The sequence below is a fragment of the Methylobacterium sp. JK268 genome (assembly GCF_054052225.1).
The window spans coordinates 300,976-323,081 of record NZ_JBSVZN010000001.1; the positions used below are offsets into that span (position 1 = coordinate 300,976).

The 22,106-nt window shown below is 71.3% G+C and carries 18 protein-coding genes; 9 read left to right on the top strand and 9 right to left on the bottom strand.

All coding sequences use genetic code 11. From position 1 onward, the window contains the following. Positions 1–4: 4 nt before the first annotated feature. Positions 5–2,107, bottom strand: a complete 2,103-nt coding sequence (locus tag ACW9J6_RS01300; RefSeq protein ID WP_457114610.1) for a GumC family protein — start codon at positions 2,105–2,107, stop codon at positions 5–7. An 87-nt stretch (positions 2,108–2,194) separates the two neighbouring features. Then, complete coding sequence (locus ACW9J6_RS01305; RefSeq protein WP_457114611.1) at positions 2,195–2,872, bottom strand: sugar transferase; 678 nt, start codon at positions 2,870–2,872, stop codon at positions 2,195–2,197. 427 nt (positions 2,873–3,299) lie between these two features. Here ACW9J6_RS01305 and ACW9J6_RS01310 point away from each other — a divergent pair, with 427 nt between their 5' ends. After that, positions 3,300–3,599 carry a hypothetical protein gene (locus ACW9J6_RS01310; protein WP_457114612.1) on the top strand — a complete coding sequence of 100 codons (300 nt, stop codon included), beginning with the start codon at positions 3,300–3,302 and terminating at the stop codon, positions 3,597–3,599. A gap of 124 nt (positions 3,600–3,723) precedes the next feature. Here the strand turns inward: ACW9J6_RS01310 and ACW9J6_RS01315 are convergent, their stop codons facing one another. Further along, the gene (locus ACW9J6_RS01315) at positions 3,724–4,398 is read right to left on the bottom strand and encodes a response regulator transcription factor (protein WP_457114613.1); all 675 of its coding nucleotides are present in this window, start codon (positions 4,396–4,398) and stop codon (positions 3,724–3,726) included. Position 4,399: 1 nt separating this feature from the next. After that, positions 4,400–5,185 carry a sensor histidine kinase gene (locus ACW9J6_RS01320; RefSeq protein ID WP_457114614.1) on the bottom strand — a complete coding sequence of 262 codons (786 nt, stop codon included), beginning with the start codon at positions 5,183–5,185 and terminating at the stop codon, positions 4,400–4,402. A 616-nt stretch (positions 5,186–5,801) separates the two neighbouring features. Here ACW9J6_RS01320 and ACW9J6_RS01325 point away from each other — a divergent pair. Continuing rightward, a complete protein-coding gene (locus ACW9J6_RS01325; protein WP_457114615.1) occupies positions 5,802–6,065 on the top strand; it encodes a hypothetical protein in 264 nt (87 codons plus the stop codon). A gap of 689 nt (positions 6,066–6,754) precedes the next feature. Continuing rightward, positions 6,755–9,805: an FG-GAP-like repeat-containing protein gene (locus ACW9J6_RS01330; RefSeq protein ID WP_457114616.1), complete on the top strand. Its 3,051-nt coding sequence runs from the start codon at positions 6,755–6,757 to the stop codon at positions 9,803–9,805. Between the two features lie 44 nt (positions 9,806–9,849). Here the strand turns inward: ACW9J6_RS01330 and ACW9J6_RS01335 are convergent, their stop codons facing one another. Then, positions 9,850–10,401, bottom strand: coding sequence for a cupin domain-containing protein (locus tag ACW9J6_RS01335; RefSeq protein ID WP_457114617.1), 552 nt, complete (start codon positions 10,399–10,401; stop codon positions 9,850–9,852). A 141-nt stretch (positions 10,402–10,542) separates the two neighbouring features. Here ACW9J6_RS01335 and ACW9J6_RS01340 point away from each other — a divergent pair, with 141 nt between their 5' ends. The 6 genes from ACW9J6_RS01340 (at position 10,543) to ACW9J6_RS01365 (ending at position 17,059) form a co-directional block, all read left to right on the top strand. Next, the gene (locus tag ACW9J6_RS01340; protein WP_457114618.1) at positions 10,543–11,856 is read left to right on the top strand and encodes an aminotransferase class III-fold pyridoxal phosphate-dependent enzyme; all 1,314 of its coding nucleotides are present in this window, start codon (positions 10,543–10,545) and stop codon (positions 11,854–11,856) included. Between the two features lie 180 nt (positions 11,857–12,036). Further along, complete coding sequence (locus ACW9J6_RS01345) at positions 12,037–13,554, top strand: ABC transporter substrate-binding protein (RefSeq protein WP_457114619.1); 1,518 nt, start codon at positions 12,037–12,039, stop codon at positions 13,552–13,554. 28 nt (positions 13,555–13,582) lie between these two features. Then, a complete protein-coding gene (locus ACW9J6_RS01350) occupies positions 13,583–14,530 on the top strand; it encodes an ABC transporter permease (protein ID WP_457114620.1) in 948 nt (315 codons plus the stop codon). Continuing rightward, positions 14,527–15,378 carry an ABC transporter permease gene (locus ACW9J6_RS01355; protein WP_457114621.1) on the top strand — a complete coding sequence of 284 codons (852 nt, stop codon included), beginning with the start codon at positions 14,527–14,529 and terminating at the stop codon, positions 15,376–15,378. The genes ACW9J6_RS01350 and ACW9J6_RS01355 overlap by 4 nt, the downstream gene beginning before the upstream one ends. Further along, on the top strand, positions 15,378–16,184 hold the full coding sequence (locus ACW9J6_RS01360; protein ID WP_457114622.1) for an ABC transporter ATP-binding protein: 807 nt from the start codon (positions 15,378–15,380) through the stop codon (positions 16,182–16,184). The genes ACW9J6_RS01355 and ACW9J6_RS01360 overlap by 1 nt, the downstream gene beginning before the upstream one ends. Beyond that, positions 16,181–17,059 carry an ATP-binding cassette domain-containing protein gene (locus ACW9J6_RS01365; RefSeq protein WP_457114623.1) on the top strand — a complete coding sequence of 293 codons (879 nt, stop codon included), beginning with the start codon at positions 16,181–16,183 and terminating at the stop codon, positions 17,057–17,059. Before ACW9J6_RS01360 ends, ACW9J6_RS01365 begins: the two co-directional genes overlap by 4 nt. Before the next feature lie 33 nt (positions 17,060–17,092). On the opposite strand, the gene ACW9J6_RS01370 is transcribed toward ACW9J6_RS01365, so the two are convergent. Genes ACW9J6_RS01370 through ACW9J6_RS01385 form a run of 4 tightly spaced genes read right to left on the bottom strand, consistent with a single transcriptional unit; the run spans position 17,093 to position 22,059 of the window. Beyond that, complete coding sequence (locus ACW9J6_RS01370; RefSeq protein WP_457114624.1) at positions 17,093–17,980, bottom strand: FkbM family methyltransferase; 888 nt, start codon at positions 17,978–17,980, stop codon at positions 17,093–17,095. Positions 17,981–17,987: 7 nt separating this feature from the next. Beyond that, the gene (locus ACW9J6_RS01375; RefSeq protein ID WP_457114625.1) at positions 17,988–20,351 is read right to left on the bottom strand and encodes a glycosyltransferase; all 2,364 of its coding nucleotides are present in this window, start codon (positions 20,349–20,351) and stop codon (positions 17,988–17,990) included. Between the two features lie 2 nt (positions 20,352–20,353). Then, entirely contained in the window at positions 20,354–21,883 is a 1,530-nt protein-coding gene (locus ACW9J6_RS01380; protein ID WP_457114626.1) for a lipid II flippase MurJ, read from the bottom strand. Beyond that, on the bottom strand, positions 21,883–22,059 hold the full coding sequence (locus ACW9J6_RS01385) for a hypothetical protein (protein ID WP_457114627.1): 177 nt from the start codon (positions 22,057–22,059) through the stop codon (positions 21,883–21,885). Before ACW9J6_RS01385 ends, ACW9J6_RS01380 begins: the two co-directional genes overlap by 1 nt. Positions 22,060–22,106 lie beyond the last annotated feature (47 nt).

Here is a 22,106-nt window from a genome sequence, read left to right on the forward strand (position 1 = left end):
CCCGTCAGACGGTGCGCGCGACGAGGGCGTGGTCGCGCACCGCGTTGAGGAGGACGCCGAACAGGTGGGCGTGCGCGGCGTCGAGCATGGCGGCCGCCTCGGCGACGTCCCCGGCCTCGGTCCGGCCCCAGGTGGCCACCATCAGCATCCCGTCGAGCAATCGGCCGACGGCCCGCGCGTCCCGGGTCTCGCGCATCGGCGTGAGGTCGAGGATCACCATGTCGTAGCGGCCCGCGAGCTCGGCGAGCAGCGACTGCATCTGCGTCGAGCGCAGGAGGTCGCTCGACTGCGCCACGGGGCCGGGCATCACCAGCGGCAGGAAGGAGAGACGCGGGACCTCCGTCGGCACGATCACATCCTGGCCGCACATCAGGGCCTCGATCAGCCCGGCCTCGGCCCGGGGCGTCAGGAGACGGGTCAGACCCGCGCGGAGGAAGTCGGCGTCGATCAGGAGCGTCCGCCCGTTCGCCTGCGCGAACAAAGCCGCGAGGTTGAGGGCGACGCTGCTCTTCCCCTCCCGGGGCAGGACCGAGGCGACCCCGATGATGCCGACCCGGCGGCTCTCGCGGGCGACGTCGAGCGAGACCTTCACGCCGCGCAGGGCCCGGCTGTAGGCGGAGAACGGGTCGGCGAGGACCGTCAGGCCGAGGGGGCGTCGGCGCGGCGCCCGCCGCACCGCCGGGACGAGGCCGAGGCAGTCGAGGCCGGTGCGGCGGGGCAGGTCCTGCGGCAGGCGCAGCGTCTGGTCCGTGCTGTGGCGCAGCGTCCCGATCCCGAGCCCGGAGAGGAGGCCGAGCGCGGCCCCGAGGGCGAGGGCGAGCTTCGTCTTGGGGCTGCTGCGTCCGACGGGGATCGTGGCGGGCGCGATCACGCGGGCGCTGGAGACCGGCAGCGTCTCCTTCTGGACGGTCTCCGCCAGCCTCTCGAGGAGGCTCTGATACATCTTGCGATAGCTCTGCGCCCGCGCCTCCAGCTCCGCCAGCGTCACCTTGGCCTGGCGCCGGCGGTCCGCCTCCGCGATGAGCCGGCGCAGCTCCTCGGACAGAACCTGCTCGCGCCGCAGGGCGATCTCGTGGTCGCTGAGGTAGATCTGGCCGATGCGGCGCATCTCGGTCTCGATGTCGGCCTCCGCCTGGAGCACCTCGCGGTGGGCCGCGGCGACCGCCTCGTGGGACGGGCCGTAGCGCTCGCGCAGCTCCGCCTCGCGGGTCGCGTTCTCCTGGCGCCGCTGGCGCAGATTCGTCATGACGGCGTTGTTCAGCACCTCGCTCACCGCCGCGCCGTCGCGGCCGGCGCCGTCGAGGCTGCGGATCCGGGCGAGCTTCGCGGCGGCCTGCGCGGTCTGCGCCCGGGCCGCGATCAGCTGGCTGTTCATCTCGCTGAGCTGCTGCTCGATGAGCAGGTTCCCGCTCGCCGTGACGAGGTCGTTGCGGGTGCGGAAATCCTCCACCGCCCGGGAGGCCTCGCCCAGGGTCTCGCGCAACTCGTCGATCCGGATCTTCAGCCAGTCGGCGCCGGTGCGGGCGGCCTGGGCCTTGGCCTCGAACTGGTCGCGCAGGTAGGCGCCCGTATAGGCGTTCGCGATCTCGGCGGCCCGGTCCGGGCGGCGGGAGCTCGCCGTGATCTCGATCACGTAGGATTGCCCGACGCGCCGCACGCCGACGGCACGGGACAGGAGGGAGATGGTGCGCCGGGTCTGCTCGGCCGCGTCCCGCGCCGGACCGCTCACGTCGTCGGCGCGGAACTCCGCGTCCTCCGTCAGCTTCAGGTCGGCCGCGACCGCGCCGGAGATCCGCTCCGAGCGCAGCACCTCGACCTGGCTCTCCACCTGGGCGTTGTCGAGGGTCAGATCGAGCATGCCCGGTTCGAACCAGCCCAGCGGCTGCTGGCGCTGGGCCTCGATCAGGAGCTGCGCCGTGGCGACGTAGGTCGGGACGCTGAGCTGGACGACCGCTGCGGCGACCGCGACGCCGAGCGCCATGCCGATGACGATCGGCAGGGCCGAGCGGCGCAGGATGCCGCGCGCGGCCCGAAACGTGATTGTCGGCCCCTGCACCTCCGCGTCGAGGGGCGCCTCCGGGAGCGTCGCTGGACTAGTGCGGAGCATGCGCGCACTCGCGGCGGGTGATCCGCATGGTGGTTCCTCGTCGACGGTCGGGAGAGGCCGCGCCGGAAGCGCGGCCCCGAGCCGGGCTCAGTAGACGCCCCGCGAGCGGATGACCGCGGGGATCGTTCGGAGCACGATCTGGAGATCCTGGCCCAGCGACGCGGTGCGCACGTAGGTGCGGTCGAGCTGCACCCGATGCTCGTAGGAGACGTCGTTGCGCCCACTGCACTGCCACAGGCCGGTCAGGCCGGGGCGGACCGCCTTGTAGTCGGCGAAGGCCGCGCCGTAGCGGGCGATCTCCTCGGCGACGATCGGCCGGGGACCGACGAGGCTCATCTCGCCGCGCAGGATGTTCACGAGCTGGGGGAGTTCGTCGAGGCTCGTCTCGCGAAGCACCTTGCCGAGGGGCGTGACCCGCGGATCGTCGCGCAGCTTGCGCGCTTCCTGCCATTCGAGCATGGCCTCGGGATGGGTCGCCAGATGGCGTGCCAGCACCTCGTCCGCGTTCACCACCATGGTGCGGAACTTGAAGCACGGGAACGGCACGCCGTGACGGCCGATCCGCCTGTGGCGGATGAGGATCGGACGTCCCTCCAGGGCCAGGATCGCCAGCGCGACCATGATCATCAGGACGCTCAGCAGCACCAGGGCGGCCGCCGCGGCCAGGACGTCGAGCACCCGCTTGGCGCGGTAGGCTCCCGCCGGAGCGGTCGCGCGCACCAGATCCCCCGCCTCGACAGCCGAAGACTCGATGACAGTTTTCATGACCGCTTCGTCCTCCACGCCGCGATGCCGGCCGTCGCGCCCCTGTAGCCGGGCCCCCTTGGACATCGGTCGGTGCGACGTCCCATGCCCGGCCTCGGAACCGACCGTCGTCTGAAGGAATTGCCGACTATGACTTCGAGCGAAGCACGGCGCTCGAGCCTGGTCTTGGTGGAATCTTAACTATCAAATGAAGATGCTAGTGGCGAGTTTGCTTCCGCCCGATCGGCGTCAGGATCGAGAGCCGGGCCGTCAGGTTTTGCCCGACCGCGTCGGGATGATCGGAAGCCGGCACGCCTTCCTGCCGCCACGGGGCCCGCGCGAGCGCGCCCTGTGTCGGAGATGCGCGTTGAGGTATGAGTGAGAGGGTGCGAGTCGCGCGATGCGGATCCCGGTCCCCCCGTCGGATCCCGCGCGTCCGGAGGCGTGGATGCTGGTTCCTGCGGTTTGCCTCACGCTGGCGGGCCTGACGCTCAGCCTGGTCGCGCGCGTGCCGCTGCTCCTGGGCGTGATGGCGGCGGTCGGCCTCTCGCTGGCCGTGAGCGCCACGCTGCCGCTGTTCGGGCTCGACGCGGCGCAGCCGGCCTGGCTGACCCTGCTCGTGTCGCTCGCGGCGCTCCAGGCGGGCTACGGGATCGGCGTGATCGCCCGCGGCACCTACCGGCGTTTTTTTAGGATCGTTCCGCCGCCCGCGGCGCGCTCGGCCCGGGACGAGGCGGCACGGCGCTGAGTCTCTCCCACACAACTCCCGATCACCCTCGTGGCTCGCCGTGGCGCCTCCAGCGCGGCGGGAGGTGTGTGAGGTGCACTGAACCGCCCCGCCGGGCCTCGCCCCCCGGTCGGCGGCCCCGCGGTCACTGGGGCAGGCTCTGGAACCAGCCCTGGAGCATCGCGTACTGCACGATCTTGGAGCGCGTGCGGATATCGAGTTTCTCGCTCGCCCGCATCTTGTAGGTCTCGACGGATTTCGGCGTCACGCCGAGCTTGGTCGCGACCTCCTTGGTGGTGAAGCCGTAGGCGATCAGGCGCACCACCTCGCGCTCGCGCTCCGTGAGGCTCGGCACGCAGCGGCCGGCGAGCGGGGGCATCGCGGCGTCGCGGGTCGACACGAAGCGATCGGCGATCGCCGGGTCGAGGTAGAGGCCGCTCCCGCTCACCGCGCGGACCGCCTGGAGCAGATTCTCGCCGACGGAGCGCTTGAGCACGTAGCCCCGGGCGCCCACCGCGAGGGCCTGCCGCACGTAGTTGCCATCCTCGTGGACGCTGAGGATCACCACCCGGGTGGGCACCTCCTGCGCCGCGAGGTGCTGGGTCACCGCGATGCCGTGCATGTCCGGCATCGTGACGTCGAGGACGGCGACGTCCGGGCAGGTCTCGCCGATCATCCGCAGCGCGCGAACGCCCGAGTTCGCCTCCCCGACGATCGTCACGTCGCCGGCCTCCTGAAGGAGCGTCCGCACGCCACTGAGGAACAGCGGGTGATCGTCGGCCAGAAACACCCGCAGTGAACTGTCCGCAGACAGCCGCATGTCAAAGGTCCTCCTTCACGGGAACCCACGCTCGCACGCAGGTTCCGCGGCCAGACTTCGAATAGATCGCCAATCGCCCCCCGAGTTGCGCCACTCGATCGCCCATCCCGATAATGCCTTGCGCTTCCGACTGTCGTTGCCCGGTCCCAGTCCCGACTTCGTCACTCGGCAACCCGGGTCCATCGTCCACAACGATCAGTGCAGCGCGGCCTATTTTGCAGTGCAACCTGACTGAAACCTGCGATGCCGTCAATGCGTGTTTCGCAATATTAGTCAGACTCTCCTGTGCAATTCGGTACAGCGCAGCTTGCACGGGTGCGGCCAGGCGCGAATCGTCCCCGCGAGTGGTGACCTCGACCGGGATCCCGCTGGTGGCGGCCCAGTCGGCCGCCAGCGCGCGCAGGGCATGCCCGATCTCACCGCGATCGAGGGCCGAGGGCGCCAGCCCGCCCGCGACGCGCTGCAGTTCGCGCGCGAGGCGGTCGGTCAGCCCGATCGCGGTGTCGAGGCGGTGCGAGGCCGCCGCGGCGAGGTGCGGACGAAGGCCCTGGAGGACGAGCTTGAGGATCGCCAGGCTCTGCCCGGCCTCGTCGTGCAGATCGCGGGACACCCGCATCCGCTCCTCGGACCGGGCCAGCGCGAGACGCTGAAGCGCGGCCTCGCGCTCGTCTACGAGCCCGGCGACGGCCTCTTCGCTCGCGCGCAGCCGCCGCCCCAGGCGCCGGCATTCCTCGGCGAGCGCGCGCCGCGACCACCAGCGGAACCGGCCGTCACCGAGCCCGCGCAACCGTGGCTCGCTAGCGTCTCGTTGGCCCTCGATCGACACGATTATGATACACCCTCAGAAATAACCAGCGCCCGGTATCGGCGCCACGGACCGCGCTCCAACTCGCGTTTCAAGTACTATGGTCGGAAGGTTCATGTTTTGCAACTCTATCGCCTTCGGCTAATTTTCTATTATTCATCGTAGAAGTTCTAAAATGGCGATTTCGTACAATCCTTAAGTCAGATTCGGAGCGCAGCACAAAGTTGGCAAATTCATTTAAAATATTTGCGGTTATCATATTTTGATTATCCCTCACTGAAATCTCGTCTCGCGCGCAGGCCTCGTTGGGAAAATTATCTTAAAGCGAATTTTAAACTGATTCCGAACGCCGGTGATGTGCTGCACTTGACATATGTCAAGTGACGCGCGATGGCGCGGAGGGGGGCGGCGAGCCGCGGCGCGCGCCACCCGGCGGCGGCCGGTGGTTCCCGCGGGACCGACCGGAGCGGCCCATCGGCCACCCCGTGCCGATGCGGGTTCGTCGACCGGCGACGACGCGGCTGGGACCAGGAGGCCGCACACCGAAGGTCGCGCGGCTCGATCTAGACAGAAAATATAAAAGAAAGAGGAAACGGCGATGCCAACGGACGAAGAAGAATACGAGTTTCAAATAGAGAGTATCGATGATAATGAATACTGCGTTTCGGTGACGTGGAGGGGGCGCAGGGTGGTCGGATTCTTCCTCTCGACCCCGTCGAGGGACCAGGCCCAGTCCCTTGTGGCCACGCTGCGGCGGCAGGTTCGCGCCGTCGTCACGCCGGAGGTGGCACTCGACATCGCCAGGGACTTCTCGGACCCGACCTCCCTGGGCAGCGACGGCACGACGACCAAACGGCATTAAACCGCGAGCCGCCGACACGAAGTCCGGCTCGGGTCCGGGCAGGACGCCGTCACACCCCCGCGCCCCGCGCGGGACTTTGCCCTGGAGGTGACCGGGATTCGCGACGCGGCGGAGCCGCCGTCCGGCCGCACCGCCCCTCCGCGCGTTCTCCGGACAGATGAGGCAGGCCTCTCCCGGATGTCGCGGGAGACGATCGCCCGCGCGCCGCCATCATGCCCTGGTTCGACGCCGGCCGCGATACTGATCCGCACGCGCGCCTGCACGATCGACCTCTCATCGTCGAGCCGAATGATCATCGTCACCTGCTTACCGGAAAGTCATTGCTAGATTTTCGGTTTCGATATCACCTGTTACCCGCGACGGCGACCATCGTTCCGATTGATTCAGTTATTCCATATTATGAATTGCCTTTACCGATACGTATCACACATTGATTATTGCAGTACATATGTATTGCTTCTATTTCCCAGGATGAAAACAGCGTAGAAACTTGCACTTACTCCGATTTCGGGTTAGCAGTCGGTAAGGACGACTGGTCTCGTACGCTGCAACACGTACAAATCTTTGGTTGCATTGAACGATAGAAACTGAACTGGGTCCAGCAATTGGCGGGCGACGGCGCCTCATGCCGCGCGGCCGCCTTGGGCGAGCCGTCCGCGCACCGACCCACCTCCGCCGGGGAGCATCTGATGTCGAGGAAGAACCAGGGCAGCCGGAACGCCGACGCGAGCGCCAACGCGGACACCACCTGGACGGACACGAGCGACTTGGAGGCCCCGTCCTCCGACGGGTTCGGAGCCGACGACCCGAATGCGGATCTCACCTTCAATTTCGTCCGCACGCTGCTGACGGGAGACGGCGTCCGGCAGCGGACCGGCGGAACGGTGGCCGGCGCCGGCAGCGCTCCCTTCGCCTCCGTCGCGGCGGGGCCGGCGCCCGGCAACCGACAGGCCGAGGATCCGCCCATCGGCGTTGCGACGCCGGACGCCATCCAGACCCTTCCGCAGGAGACCCTCGACCCGGGCGACAGCAGCGCCCAGGGCGGCGGGGGCACGACCGCGGCCGTCACGGCGTCGGGCGATCAGCGGATCGACGGCCTCCTCAGGGGCACGCGCTGGAGCGCCTCCGTCATCACCTACACGGACCCGGATTCGCCCAGCGACTACCAATCGGGTTACGTCGTCGATAGCAACAACAACGGCGTCAGTGCGCAGAACGAGGGCTTCGGACGCATCAGTGCGGGCCAGCTCCTGGCCGTGCACTACGCCCTCGACCAGTCGATCTACACGCAGCCGGCGGGTGCTTCGGGCTTCTCCGTCGAGGCGTTCACGAACCTGGGGATCGACTATGGAACCCCGGGCAGCGGTACGGGCACGATCCGGGTCGCGAACACCTCCGACAACACGACGGGCCTCACCTACTATCCCTCGACAACCATCTACGGCGGCGACGCGTGGCTCGGGACGGCGATCCAGTCGCCCGTCCAGGGCAATTACGGCTGGAACAACACCCTGCACGAACTCGGGCACGCCCTCGGCCTGAAGCACGGCCAGGACACCGGGGGCCCCGCCAACACCGCCCTGCCGAGCAACGTCGACTCGCTCGAATTCACCGTCATGACCTACCGGTCCTATGTCGGCGGGCCGACGACCGGCTACACCAACGAGGCCTACGGTTACCCGCAAACCTACATGATGCTCGACATCGCCGCGCTGCAGTACATGTACGGGGCGGACTTCACGTCGAATTCCGGCAACACGGTCTACACCTGGAACCCGACCACCGGCCAGGGTTACGTCAACGGCGTCCTCGCCACCAATCCGGGGAACGGCGCTGGGGGAAGCGCCAACCGGATCTTCGAGACGATCTGGGACGGCAACGGCACCGATACCTACGACCTGTCGAACTACACGACCAACCTCAACATCGACCTCACGCCCGGCGGCTACTCGACCTTCTCGACCGCGCAGCTCGCCTATCTCGGCGCGGGCCACTACGCGCGCGGCAACGTGTTCAATGCCCTGCAGTACCAGGGCGACACGCGCTCGCTGATCGAGAACGCGATCGGCGGCTCCGGCAACGACGTGATCGTGGGGAATGCCGCCGACAATTTCCTGAGCGGCGGCGACGGAAACGACACCCTGACCGGCGGAGCCGGGAATGACACCCTCGACGGCGGCGCCGGCACCGACACGGCGGTCTTCCATGGCAATAGTTCGGCCTACACGATCACCCAGATCGGCACGAGCAGCTTCCGCGTCGTCGGACCCGACGGCACGGACACGCTGAACAACATGGAACTTGCCTCATTCGACAACGGAACAATCAATCTCTACTACGACGACATCCCCGGCAGCACGGCCACGACGCAAACGATCAGCGTCGGCGGCTCGAATTCCGGAACCATCGAGACGTTCGGCGATCAGGATTGGTTCCGCGTGCAGCTCGTCGCCGGCCACACCTACGTCATCAACGAGAGGGGTAGTCCGACCGGCGCCGGAACGCTCGCCGATCCGCTCCTGCGGTTCTACGACAGCACCGGCACCCTGCTGACGTCGAACGACGACGGCGGCTTCGGCTCCGACGCGCAGCTTGCGATCCGCGCCAATACCAGCGGCACGTATTACGTGAGCGCCGGCGCCCACGCGACGTCGCAGACGGGGACCTACCGGGTCGAACTCTCCGACACCGGCACGACGAGCCGGTTCGAGTCGCCCCACGCGGGCCTTGCCGCCCTGACGCAGAACAACGGCGGCTGGACCACCGAGGACCGCTACCCCCGCGTCCTCGCCGACGTGAACGGCGACGGGCAGAAGGACGTCGTCGCCTTCGGCGAGACCGGAATCTACGTGGCGCTCGCCACCGGCGGCGGCAATTTCGCCACCCCGACCTACACCCCCTCCACCTTCACCCCGAGCGGCGGCGGCTGGACCAGCGACACCATCTACCACCGCGAGGTCGCCGACGTGAACGGCGACGGCAAGGCCGACATCGTCGGCTTCGGCAACGCCGGCGTCTACGTCGCGCTCGGCAACGGCGACGGCACCTTCGGGGCCGAGACCTTCGCGGTCGCCAATTTCGGCGCCAGCAACGGCTGGACGTCCCAGGACCGCTACCCGCGCCACCTCGTGGACGTGAACGGCGACGGCAAGGCCGACATCGTCGGCTTCGGCGATGCCGGGGTGTACGTCTCCCTGGCCACCGGCGGCGGCAACTTCGCGGCCCCGACCTTCACGCCCTCGACCTTCACGCCGAGCGGGGGCGGCTGGACGAGCGACACCACCTACCACCGCGAGCTCGGCGACGTGAACGGGGACGGCAAGGCCGACATCGTGGGCTTCGGCGAGGCGGGCACCTACGTGGCGCTGGGCAACGGCGACGGCACCTTCGGGGCGGAAACCTTCGCGGTGTCGAATTTCGGGGCGGGCAGCGGCGGCGGCTGGTCCTCGCAGGACCACTACCCGCGCCACCTCGCGGACGTGAACGGGGACGGCAAGGCGGACATCGTGGGCTTCGGCGATGCCGGGGTGTACGTGTCCCTGGCCACCGGGGGCGGCAACTTCGCGGCGCCGACCTTCGAGCTGGGCGATTTCGGCGCGACGGCGGGCGGCTGGAGCAGCGACGACAGCTATCGGCGGGTGCTGGGGGATGTGACCGGGGACGGACGGGCCGACATCGTCGGCTTCGGCGCCAGCAACGTCTATGTCGCGGCCTCGCACGACTTCTTCGCGGTGGGCTGAGCGGGCAGCCGCGGCGGCGCGCCCCGGAGCGCGTCGCCGCCGCGTCAGAAGGTCGGCGGCGTGCAGGCGCTGACGACCTCGCAGGGCGCATCCCCCACGCAGCGGAAACGGTGCGGCCGACGGCTGGAGAAGTAGTAGGCGTCGCCGGGTCCGAGGATCCGGCGCTCGTCGTCCACGGTCACCTCGAGCCGCCCGGAGAGGACGATTCCGCCCTCCTCGCCGTCATGGACGAGCGGCACGCGGCCGGTATCGGCGCCCGGCTCGTAGCGCTCCTTGAGGATCTGGAGCGCGCGTCCGAACAGGGTATCGCCCACCTGCCGGTAGGAGATCCGGCCCTTGCCGATCTCGACGAGGTCCTCGGCGGCGTAGAACGCCGTTTCGCTCCGATGCGGTTCGAGGGAGAAGAACTCCGCGAGCCCGATCGGCACCGCGTCGAGGATGCGCTTCAGGGCCCCGACGGACGGGTTCGCCTGGCCGGATTCGATGAGCGAGATCGTCGAGTTGACGACACCCGCCCGCTTGGCCAGCGCGCGCTGCGACAGGCCGTGCCGCATCCGCAGGTAGCGCAAGCGGGCCCCCACGTCCTCGTTCGTCATCGGCCGCCGTTGCGTGTGTTCACCGGACACCAACACTCGATGCCCGGACCGAGCGGTGTCAAGCACTTGCAGGCCGCCAGAAAAGGACTTGTTGACCTGGCCCGAACCGGCCTCTCCTAGGGGCCGCACTGGAGACCGTCCATGTCCGCCAACGCCCCCCGCCTCGATTCCTACTGGATGCCCTTCACGGCGAATCGCCAGTTCAAGAAGGCGCCGCGCCTGCTCGTGGCGGCGGAGGGCATGCACTACACGGCCGATGACGGGCGCAGGGTCCTCGACGGCACGGCGGGCCTGTGGTGCGTCAATGCCGGCCACGGCCGCCGCCGGATCGCCCAGGCGGTCGAGCGCCAGCTCGCCACCCTCGACTACGCGCCCTCCTTCCAGATGGGCCATCCGGTGGCGTTCGACTTCGCCGAGCGCCTCGCCGCCATCGCGCCCGGCGGCCTCGACCGCGTCTTCTTCACCGGTTCCGGATCCGAATCCGTCGACACGGCCCTCAAGATCGCGATCGCCTACCAGCGGGCGATCGGCCAGGGCACCCGCACCCGGGTGATCGGGCGCGAGCGCGGCTATCACGGTGTCGGGTTCGGCGGTATCTCGGTGGGCGGCCTCGTCAACAACCGCCGCGTCTTCCCGACCCTGCCCGGCACCGACCACCTGCGCCACACGCACGACCTCGCGCGCAACGCCTTCGTGCGGGGCCAGCCCGAGCACGGCGCCGACCTCGCCGACGACCTGGAGCGCCTCGTCGCCCTGCACGGGGCCGAGACGATCGCGGCCGTGATCGTCGAGCCCGTGGCGGGCTCGACCGGCGTCCTGGTGCCGCCGAAGGGCTACCTGGAGCGGCTGCGGGAGACCGCGACCCGGCACGGAATCCTGCTGATCTTCGACGAGGTCATCACCGGGTTCGGGCGCCTCGGCGCGCCCTTCGCGACGGATTTCTTCGGCGTCACGCCGGACCTCGTCACCACCGCCAAGGGGCTCACCAACGGCACCGTGCCGATGGGCGCCGTCTTCGCCAGCCGGGCCGTGCACGACGCCCTGATGACCGGGCCGGAGAACGCCATCGAGCTCTTCCACGGCTACACCTATTCGGGCCACCCGGTCGCCTGCGCGGCCGGCCTCGCGACGCTCGACATCTACGCGGAGGAGGGTCTCCTCACCCGTGCGGCGGCGATCCAGGACCACTGGCACGCGGCGATGCACGATGTGCGCGGCGCGCGGCACGTCATCGACATCCGCACGATCGGGCTCATCGCCGGGATCGAGCTGGAGCCCCGGGCGGGCGCGCCGGGCGCCCGGGCCTACGACGTGTTCGTGGACTGCTTCGAGCGCGGCCTGCTGATCCGGGTGACCGGCGACATCATCGCGCTGTCGCCGCCGCTCGTCGCCGAGCCGGCCCATATCGACCAGATGGCCTCGATGCTCGCCGAGTCGATCGCCCGGGCGGCGTGAGGCGGCGGCACGTCGGGCCCCGCCGTGGGGTCCGGGCGCGCGCCGGCGCGGCGCAGGGGGAACCGGACCCTGCGTCACCCGGCGGCAGAGATCGCAGTTCCGGCCAAGCCGAACCTGCCGCATCCAGGGCGTCGGACGATGCGAGCCGATCCGGACGCCCGTCCCGACGAGGTCAGGTCCATGCTGCTGCGCCCCCTTTTCCGCCGGCTCGCCCTCGCGGCCGTCCTCGCGGCAGCGGCCCTGGCTCCGGCGGCAACGGGCCCGGCCCGCGCGGCGCCGCGCACGGACCTCGCGCTCGGCATGACCGTCGAGCCGCCCGGCCTCGACCCGACGGTGGCCGCGCCGGTGGCGATCGGACAGGTCGTCTGGCAGAACGTGTTCGAGGGCCTGACGCGGATCGACCGCGACGGCGCGGTGCGGCCCCAGCTCGCGCGGAGCTGGACGATCTCCCCCGACGGGCGCACCTACACCTTCACCCTGGCGACGGGCGTCACCTTCCACAACGGCGTCCCCTTCGACGCCGCGGTGGCGAAGGCGTCCCTCGACGCGATCCGGGCGCCCGGCTCCGTCAACCCGCAGAAGGCGCTCTACGCGGCGATCGCGGACGTGGCCGCCCCCGACCCGGCGACGCTCGTGGTCACTCTGGCCCAGCCCGCCGGCACCCTGCTCTACGGGCTCGGGCTCCCGGCCGCGGTGATCCTCGAACCGTCCTCGCGCGAGGGCGCACGGACGAACCCGGTCGGGACCGGCCCGTTCCGGTTCTCGGCCTGGCGCAAGGGCGACCGGGTGGAGCTGGTGCGCAACCCGTCCTACTGGGACGCGGAGCGCGCCGCCAAGCTCGACCGGGTGACCTTCCGCTTCATCGGCGACGCCCAGGCGGCGGTCGCGGCGCTCCGCGCCGGCGACCTCGACGCCTTCCCGCTCCTGCCCGCCCCCGAACTCTACGCGGGGTTCCAGAAGGACCCGGCCTTCACCGCCAAGCCCGGCCTCACCGAGATGAAGGTGGTCGCCGGCATGAACAATGCCGAGACGCCCTTCTCCGACCGTCGCGTGCGGCAGGCCCTGATGATGGCGGTCGACCGCAAGCTCCTCATCGAGGGCGTGGCGTCGGGCTTCGGCGCGCCGATCGGCAGCCACTACACGCCCAACGACCCCGGCTATCGCGACCTCACCGGCACGCTTCCCTACGATCCGGCCAGGGCCAAGGCCCTCCTCAAGGAGGCGGGCTACCCGAACGGCTTCAGCTTCGCCCTGAAGGCGCCGCAGATGGCCTACGCGGCCCGCTCGGCCGAGATCCTCCAGGCCTTCTTCGCCGAGATCGGCGTCACCATGACCATCCAACCGACCGAGTTCCCGGCGAAATGGGTGCAGGAGGTGATGCGCGACCACCGGTTCGACATGACGATCATCGCGCATGCCGAGCCGATGGACATCGGCATCTACGCCAACGATTCCTACTACTTCGGCTACCGGAACCAGGCCTTCAAGGACGCGATGGCGGCCGCCTCCGCGGCGCTGGACGAGGCCGGACGGCTCAAGGCCTACGGCGACGCCCAGGCGATCCTGGCACAGGACGTGCCCGCGCTGTTCCTCTACGTCCAGCCGAAGCTCGGCGTCTGGAAGGCGAAGCTGACGGGCTACTGGCTGAACGAGCCGGTCCCGTCGAACGACCTGACCGAAGTCCGCTGGACCGAGTGAGGCGGAGCGGTTGCGCGAGGTTGCCCCCATGCTGAGACCCCTCGCGACGCGGCTCGGCGGCTTCGCGGCGACCTTCCTGATCCTCTCGCTCCTGGTCTTCGGCCTGATGCAGGCGGTGCCGGGCGACCCCGCCTCCGCGATGCTCGGCACCGCGGCGACCCCCGAGAGCGTGGCGGCCCTGCGCGCGCAGATGGGCCTCGACGACCCGGCGGCGTGGCGCTACCTGCGCTGGATCGGCGGGCTGGCGACCGGGGAGCTCGGCAATTCCCTCACCTACGGCGTCCCGGTCTCGACGCTCATCCTGGAGCGCATGGCCGTGACCCTGCCGCTGACCGGGATCGCGGTGGTGATCGCGGTGGCGATCGCGCTGCCCCTCGGGGTCACGGCGGCGGCCCGCCCCGGCGGCGGGGTCGATGCGCTGGCCACGCTCTACGCCCAGGCCGGGATCGCGGTGCCGAACTTCTGGATCGGCCTCCTCCTGATCATGACGGTGGCGCTCGGCCTCGGGCTCCTGCCCGCGGGCGGCTTCCCGGGCTGGGGCGCGGGGCTCTGGCCCGGGATCCGGGCGCTCGTCCTGCCCGCCCTCGCCCTGGCGATCCCGCAATCGGCGGTGCTGACGCGGGTGACACGGGCGGCGGTGATCGAGGTGATGAACGAGGATTTCGTGCGCACCGCCCGCGCCAAGGGCGCCTCCCTGCGCCGCGCCCTGTGGCGGCACGCCGTCCCGAACGCCCTCGTCCCGGTGGTGACGATGCTCGGCCTCCAGGTCTCCTTCCTGATCGGCGGCGCCGTCCTGGTCGAGAACGTGTTCACGCTTCCCGGCATCGGGCGGCTCGCCTGGCAGGCCCTGTCCCAGCGCGACGTGGTGGTGATCCAGGACGTCGTCATGGTCTTCGCGGCGATCGTGATCCTGGTGAACCTCGTCGTCGACCTGCTCTACACGCGCCTCGATCCCCGGCTGCGGGGGCGCGCGTGAGCACGCTCGCCCTCCGCACCCGGCGCCGCCCCGGCGCGGACGACCTCACCCTCTGGCTCGGGGCGGCCATCACCCTCCTGCTCGTCGGGACCGCCCTCCTCTCCCTCGCCTGGACGCCCGAGGACCCGGCGCGGATGCGCATCCTGCAGAAGCTGAAGCCGCCGCTCGTCTCGGGGCTTTTGGGCACCGACCCGCTCGGGCGGGACGTCGCCTCGATGCTGATGCGCGGCGCCTTCAACTCGCTGGCGATCGCCTTCGCGGCGGTCGGCATCGGCGCCATCCTGGGCACCGCCATCGGCGTCGCCGGGGCGGCGCGGCGCGACCTCGTCGACGCGGTGCTGATGCGGGTCTGCGACGCCCTCTTCGCCCTGCCGCCGATCCTCTCGGCCATCCTGCTCGGCGCGCTGCTCGGTCCCGGGGCCGGCACCGCGATCCTGGCGATCGGCCTGTTCATGGTCCCGGTCTTCGCCCGCGTCACCCGGGGCGCCGCCATGCAGGTCTGGGTGCGCGAGTACATCGCGGCGGGCCGCATGGCCGGCAAGGGCCCGGTCCGCCTGACCCTGGAGCACGTGCTCCCCAACATCGCCGGGGCGATCATCGTGCAGGTCACGATCCAGCTCGCCATGGCGATCCTCACCGAGGCGGGGCTCTCCTTCCTCGGGCTCGGCCCCGTGCCGCCGAACCCGACCTGGGGGCGGATGCTGGCCGATTCGCAGACCTACCTGGTCCAGGCCCCGCACCTCGCGCTGGCGCCGGGCCTCGCGATCGCCGCCTCGGTGCTCGGCCTCAACCTCCTCGGCGACGGCCTCGCGGCCCGGCTCGATCCGCGGCGGAGGCAGGCCTCCTGATGCTGGAGATTCGGAACCTCTCAATCAGCTTCCCCGGCCCCGGCGGTCCCGTCCGGGCGGTGGACGACGTCTCGGTCGGCCTCGGGCGCGGCGAGACGCTCGGCATCGTCGGCGAATCCGGGTCGGGCAAGTCGATGCTGTCGCTGGCGACGATCGGCCTCCTGCCCCGCACCGCACGGGTGTCGGGCCGGATCCTGTTCGACGGGCAGGACCTCCTGCGCCTGTCCGAGTCCGCCCGGTGCCGCCTGCGCGGACGGCGCATCGGCATGATCTTCCAGGAGCCGATGACGGCGCTCAACCCCGCCATGACGGCCGGCGACCAGGTCGCCGAGGGTCTGCGGCTGCATGCCGGCCTCTCGCGCCGCGCCGCCCGGGCGGAGGCCCTGCGCCTCCTCGACCGGGTGCGCATCCCGGACGCGGCCCGCCGGATCGATTCCTACCCGCACGAGATGTCGGGCGGGCAGCGCCAGCGGGTCGGCATCGCCATCGCGCTGGCGCTGCGGCCGGACCTGCTGATCGCGGACGAGCCGACCACCGCCCTCGACGTCACGGTGCAGAAGGAGATCCTCGACATCCTGGACGACCTCGTCGGGGAGCTCGGCCTCTCGCTGATCCTGATCAGCCACGACCTCGGCGTGGTGGCGGCGATCACCGACCGCGTGCTGGTGATGTGCCGCGGCCGCGCCGTCGAGGAGGGGCCGACCGCGGCGGTGCTGCGCCACCCGCGCGAGCCCTACACGCGCGACCTGCTGGCCGCGCTGCCGCGCCGGGCGCGGGCCGGCCTCGCCCCGGAGCTGCGCCTGTGATCGTCCCCCGGCTGGAACTGCGCGGCCTCACGCGCGACTACGCGATCCGGGGCGCCGCCGCGCCGCTGCGGGCCCTCGACGGAGTCTCGCTCTCGGTCGCGCCAGGGGAGATCTGCGCGATCGTCGGCGAATCCGGCTGCGGCAAGTCCACGCTCGCGCGGATCGTCATGGCGCTCTCGCGCCCCACCGGCGGCGAGGTGCTGATCGACGGCGACAGCCTGTTCGCGCTCTCCCCCCGGGCGCTCCGGGCCAAGCGGCGCGACTTTCAGATGGTGTTCCAGGATCCCTACGGCTCGCTCAACCCGCGTCACACGGTCGGGCGCATCGTGGCGGAGCCGCTCTTCCTCGTCCCGGATGCGCCGCGGGGCCGGGAGCGGGCGGCGCTGGTCGCGCGGGCGCTGGAGGATGTCGGGCTGCCCGCCGCCGCGGCCGCGCGCTACCCGCACGAATTCTCCGGCGGCCAGCGCCAGCGCATCGCCATCGCCCGCGCGCTGATCACCCGCCCGAAGCTCGTCGTGGCGGACGAGGCGGTCTCGGCCCTCGACCTGTCGGTCCAGGCGCAGGTCCTGCGCCTGATCCGCGACCTGCGCGACCGGCACGGCCTCACCATCCTGTTCATCACCCACAATCTCGGCGTGGTGGACGAGATCGCCGACACGGTGGGCGTGATGCAGGCCGGGCGCCTCGTGGAGCGGGGCCGCGTGCGCGACGTGCTCGACCGTCCGCAGGATCCCTATACGCGCCGCCTCCTCGCCGCCGAGCCGACGCTCGCGGTGCTCGACACGCGCCGGCCCCGGACGCCCCTCCCCGCCGCCGGGCGCGGGGCGGACGCGGCACCGGACGGTCCGGCGCCCAGGACGGTCCCGGCCCCCTGATCGGGGCGGGACGCGGCGCGCCCGGGAGCCGGCTCAGTGGATGCGCGGGGTCCAGGCGGCGCCGCGGGAGCGGCTGAACCAGAACCGCCGCCGCCGCGTCGCGCGCAGGCGGGCCAGCAGGGCGCCGTCGCGGGCATCGGCCGCGACGTAGTTGCAGGCGCCCTGGAAATCCTCGTCGCGCGGATCGTAGGCGCGGAAATCGACGCCGTCGGGCATCAGCGGCCCCACCGCGTAGCCCGCCGCCTCCAGGACGCGCCAGAAGTCCTTGAGCAGATGGCCCGAATAGATGTTGGGCATCCCGTACTCGAACTGCACGACCCGGATCCGCTCGCCCGAGAGCCGGTCCCCGAAGCCCTGCAGCACCAGGTGCTCGGCGCCCTCGACGTCGATCTTGAGGAGATCGACCGTGTCGATGCCGTGGCTCTCCAGGTAGTCGGCGCCGCGCAGGAAGGCGGCCGGCACCTCGGTCCAGCGCTCCCGCGCGTCGAAGGCGATCCCGACGATCATGGAGGCGCGCCCGTCATCCAACGGGTTGAGGCGGATCACCGTCTCGGTCTCCCGGTCCGAGAGGCCTCTCGGGTTGATGATGGCGCGGGGCTCGCCCGCCAAGGCCTTCTCGAGGATCGCGAAGGTGACCGGGACGGGCTCGAAGCAGTGGATCATGGCGGTCGGGAACCGCTCCAGGCAGGCCCGCGCGTAGGCGCCGTGATTGGCGCCGACGTCGAGCACGGTCCGGACCGGCAGGTCCCGCAGGCGCTCCAGCAGCAGCAATTCGCCATTGCTGTCGAAATCGTAGTTCAGGTTCTTGTAGGCGCGTGCGTAGGCGGAGGCCGCCTCGAAACCGAGGTCGGACAGCACGCCGAGACGCTGCGAGGCGAGGCGGGCGAGCGACCAGCCGACCCGCTTGACGATCGTGTTCACGCTCACCTCACCGGTTGGAGGAGGATTTCGGCAGCAGCGCGGCATCCCGGACGGGGCCGCCGCGCGCGGCCGACTCGCCGCGCGTCCGCGAATCATCCCGCTTCTCGGCGGCGACCCGCCGGATCAGGGCCGCGTAGGACTCGGCCACCTGGGTGAGGCCGTAGCGCAGGGCGGATTGCCGCGCGCCCATCCGCAGCCGCGCCACAGCGCCCGGATCCGCGAAGGTCCGGGTCAACGTCTCCGCGATGGCGGACGCGTCCCGGGTGACCGCGTAGCCGTTGATCCCGTCCACGAGGTATTCCTCGATGCCGCCGACCCGGGTCGCGAAGAGCGGGACCCCGCAGGCCAGGGCCTCGACGCAGACCATCGGGAAGGCCTCGTAGACGGTGGGAAGGACGAGGGCGTCCGCGGCCGCGTAGAAGGGCAGGACGTCGGCCTGCTCCCCGGCGAAGATCACGTCCGCCTCGCGCGCTCCCGCCCGCGCCCGGTAAGGCTCGGGCGCGTCCGAGCCGACCACGACGAGCCGCCAGGACGGGTCGAGCCGGTGGAGCGCGTCGATGCAGATGCCGAGGCCCTTGCGCTCGAATTCGTGCCCGACGAAGAGCAGGACCTTCGCGTCCGCGGGCAGCCCGAGCCGCGCCCGCGTGCGCGCGCCGAGGACGGGATCCGGCTGGAGGCGATCGAGGTCGACCCCGTTCGGGATGTGGACGATGCGGTCGTCCGGCACGCCGTAGAACCGACGCAACTCCTGCGCGATCCGGTGCGAGAGCGCCACGTAGTAGCGATAGCGCAACCCGCCGATCATCACCCGGTCGCGCAGGGCGATCCAGAGATGCATCGGGTTGAGCCGCCAGCGCCACGACCCGGCCCGCCGCTTCTCCTCGACGGAGGCGGCGTTCACGGCGTGCACGACCACGATGTCGCCCGCCAGGCAGTCCCCGTGGCTGATCACCACGCGGCGGCGCTCCCCCCGCAGCGCCAGGGTCGCCGCGAGCGTGAAGAGCGGAACCACCAGGGAGCGGCCGAGGTAACGGCCGCCGCCCCGGGTCGGGATCCGGGACAGGACGCCTCCCACGACCCGCGTCGCGATCGGCGCCCGGGGCGCGTCGCTCACCCGGCCGGTGATCACCCGGGTCGGGAAGCTCCGGGCCGCGAGGGCGTGCGCGAGATCGTAGGCGACCCGCTCGACGCCGCCGCCGGTGCCGAATTCCGAGACGACCTCGACGACCTCGGGCTCTCCGGCCGTGCCGGCGCCGGCAGCGCCCCAGTAGGCTTCGGCGAGGGCGTCGGCCGTCGCCTGGTAGGTGAAGCGCCGCGCCACATTGGCGATCCCGGCCGTCCCCCGTGCCCGGCAGGCCCCCGGATCCTTCGCGAGGGCCGCGAGCAGGGCCGCGAGGGCGTCGGGGCGGCGCTCCGGCACGATCCAGCCGCCCTCCCCGACCACGTCCGGGATCGCGCCGCAATCCGAGCCGATCACCGGCACGCCGCAGGCCTGCGCCTCGATGATGACGCGGCCGAACTGCTCCTTGTAGACGCGGATGGTCCGCGTCGGCAGGACCAGGGCGTCGTGGCGCCGGATGAAGGCCGCCACCGCCTCGGGCGCCGCCCAGGGCGTGAAGCTCACCTGCACCTGCAGCCCGAGTTCGGCGACGCGCCGGCGCAGATGCGTCTCGTGCGGGCCCTCCCCCATGATGGAGAGCCGGATCGGCGCGGCGACCGCCGCCATCGCATCGAGCACGTCGTCCAGCCCCTTCTCGTGGACGAGGCGGCCGACATAGCCGAGATGCAGCGGGCCGGCCGGCCGCTCGGCGGGCGGGCCGGGGCGGAAGATCGCCGTGTCGACGCCGTAGCCGATCAGCGTCACCCCGCCGCGATAGCCGCAGGCCTCCGCCACCGCCGTCGAGGCGGGCGTGCGCGAGAGGAGGTGGCCCGACCGCGGCAGGACGAAGCGCCGGATCGCCTCGAAGGGCTGCGGCAGCCGACGCAGGACGTTCTGGTCGACCTCGAAGACCAGCGACGCCCGGCCCCGGAGCAGGTAGGCCTGCAGGGCGAGGAAGCCCCAGGGCTCCTCCGCGAGGTGGATCACGTCGGGATCGATCTCCCGGATCAGCCGGCCGAGGCCGGGATAGAGGTGGCAGTACCAGCCCGCCGCCCCGACCTTGCCGAGGACCACCGGCCGGATGTGGACGGTGATGCCGGGATCGTCGGGCGGATCGGCGCGCAGGACGCGCCCGTATTCCCGCCACTCCTGGGGGACCAGGAGGTGGACGTCGAGGTCGGGCCGGTTCGCCAGGGGATGATAGCGGAACCGGCCCGCGCGGCGATTCACGGCCACATGGGCGATCGAGAGGACGCGCAGCCGACGGGTCATGGTCACACCTTGGATTTGACGGAGCGGAGGACCGGGAGGAGGTGCGGCAGGCCGAGCGCCACCGTCGCCGTGCAGGCCCCGGCGCCGCAGAGCAGCCGCGCGAGCGAGCCCGGGACGAAATCCCGGATCAGCCAGGCGAGCAGGCCCATGAGGAGGGCCGGCCCGAGGGCGCGCAGCACGAGCCCCGCGATCCGCCGGGCACAGCCGAGGAGCAGCGCGGTCCCGGCGAGGAGCACGAGGCTGCGCACCGATTCCGCGAGGCCGAGGAGGTGGGTGCCGAGATCGGGGACGCCGGCCGGCAGCACGAGGAGGAGGTTGGCGAGCGCGTTGGCCGCGTAGGAGCCGCACAGGATGCCGGCGGCGGCGGTGTTCCGCCCGGCGCCGTTGAGGAGCCGCAGCAGGATCCAGCCGAGCGTCGAGGCCCAGAGGCCCGGCGCCACGCCCGCGAGGCCCTGGCCGGTGAGCAGGATCGCCTTCGCGTCGAAGGCGCCCCGCGCGAAGACGAAGCGCGTGATCTCGTCCGCGAAGGCGAACAGGAAGACCGAGGCGGGCAGCATCACGGCGAGGATCGGGCGCGCGATCCGCTCCGCCTCGCCGCCCGCGTCCCGCCCGGTCCCGCGCGAGAGGGTGGCGAGCCCGACCGGCTGGCTGATCAGCAGCATGGCGCTGTCCGTCAGCGTGCGCACGTAGTCCATGGCCGCCACCGTGCCGGCGGCCATGTGCGAGCCGAGCACGCGCTCGAGCCAGAGGCTGCCCTGCTCGGCGACGGGGACGCTGAGGAGAGGGCGCACCGCGCCCAGGAAGTACCGCCCCGCGGCCCAGATCTCCGCGGGCCGCAGGCCGGCCAGGTCGAGGACGCCCTCCCGGACGAGCCAGACCACGCCGAGCCCCGCCAGGCCGCCGAACGCGGCCACCACCGCCCAGGCCAGGCAGGAGACCGCGCCGGTGAGCGCGATCAGCGCCAGCCCGGTCAGGATCGACAGGTTGAGGGCGAGCGGCCTCAGGGTCATCAGCCGCGGCCGGCCGAGGGCGAGTTCCGCCGCCGTGAGGGAGTTCAGCAGCGCCATGGCCGGCATCGCCAGGGTGAGGATGCGGGCGAAGTGCCGCGTCAGCGCCTGGGCCTCCGGCGCGAAGCCGCCGACCATCGCCTCGATCCAGACCGAGACCAGCACGGCGAGGCAGACCGCGAGGGCGGCGCCGATCAGCGTGACGGCGGCCGCCAGGGCGGCGAAGCGGCGCGGCGCCTCGCCCGCCTCGTGCCAGCGCCGGTAGAGGGGGACGAGGAGCGCGGGCACGCTCTCGTTCTGAAGGAAGGCGAGGGGCAGCATCACCGCCGTCATGCCGGCCCGGAAAGCGTCCGCCGCCAGCGTGACGCCCAGAAGGTGCGCCATCGCCACCTCCCGCACCACGCCCAGCAGCTTGCTCAGCGCCGCGCCGCCCATCAGGACGGCCACGAAGCGCCGGCTCGACGCCGGCGCGTCGGCCGCCCCGGGCGCGACGGCGGCCGGCCCGCAGGAGCGGGACCCGCTCATCAGCCGAGGATCCACGCGGCCAGGAGCATGACGGCGGCCCGGATCAGCCACAGGGCCGCGAACCCCACGGCCCCGAACCAAGCCAGCAGGACCGGAACGCCGAGGGCCAGGACCGCGGCGGTCGCGATCCCCCGCTGTCCCTGGTGATCCGCCGCGGCCTCGACCCGGAGCGCCACCGGTCGGTGCGCCTGTCCCCTCGTCCCCCGCAATGCCGTCTCCCTCT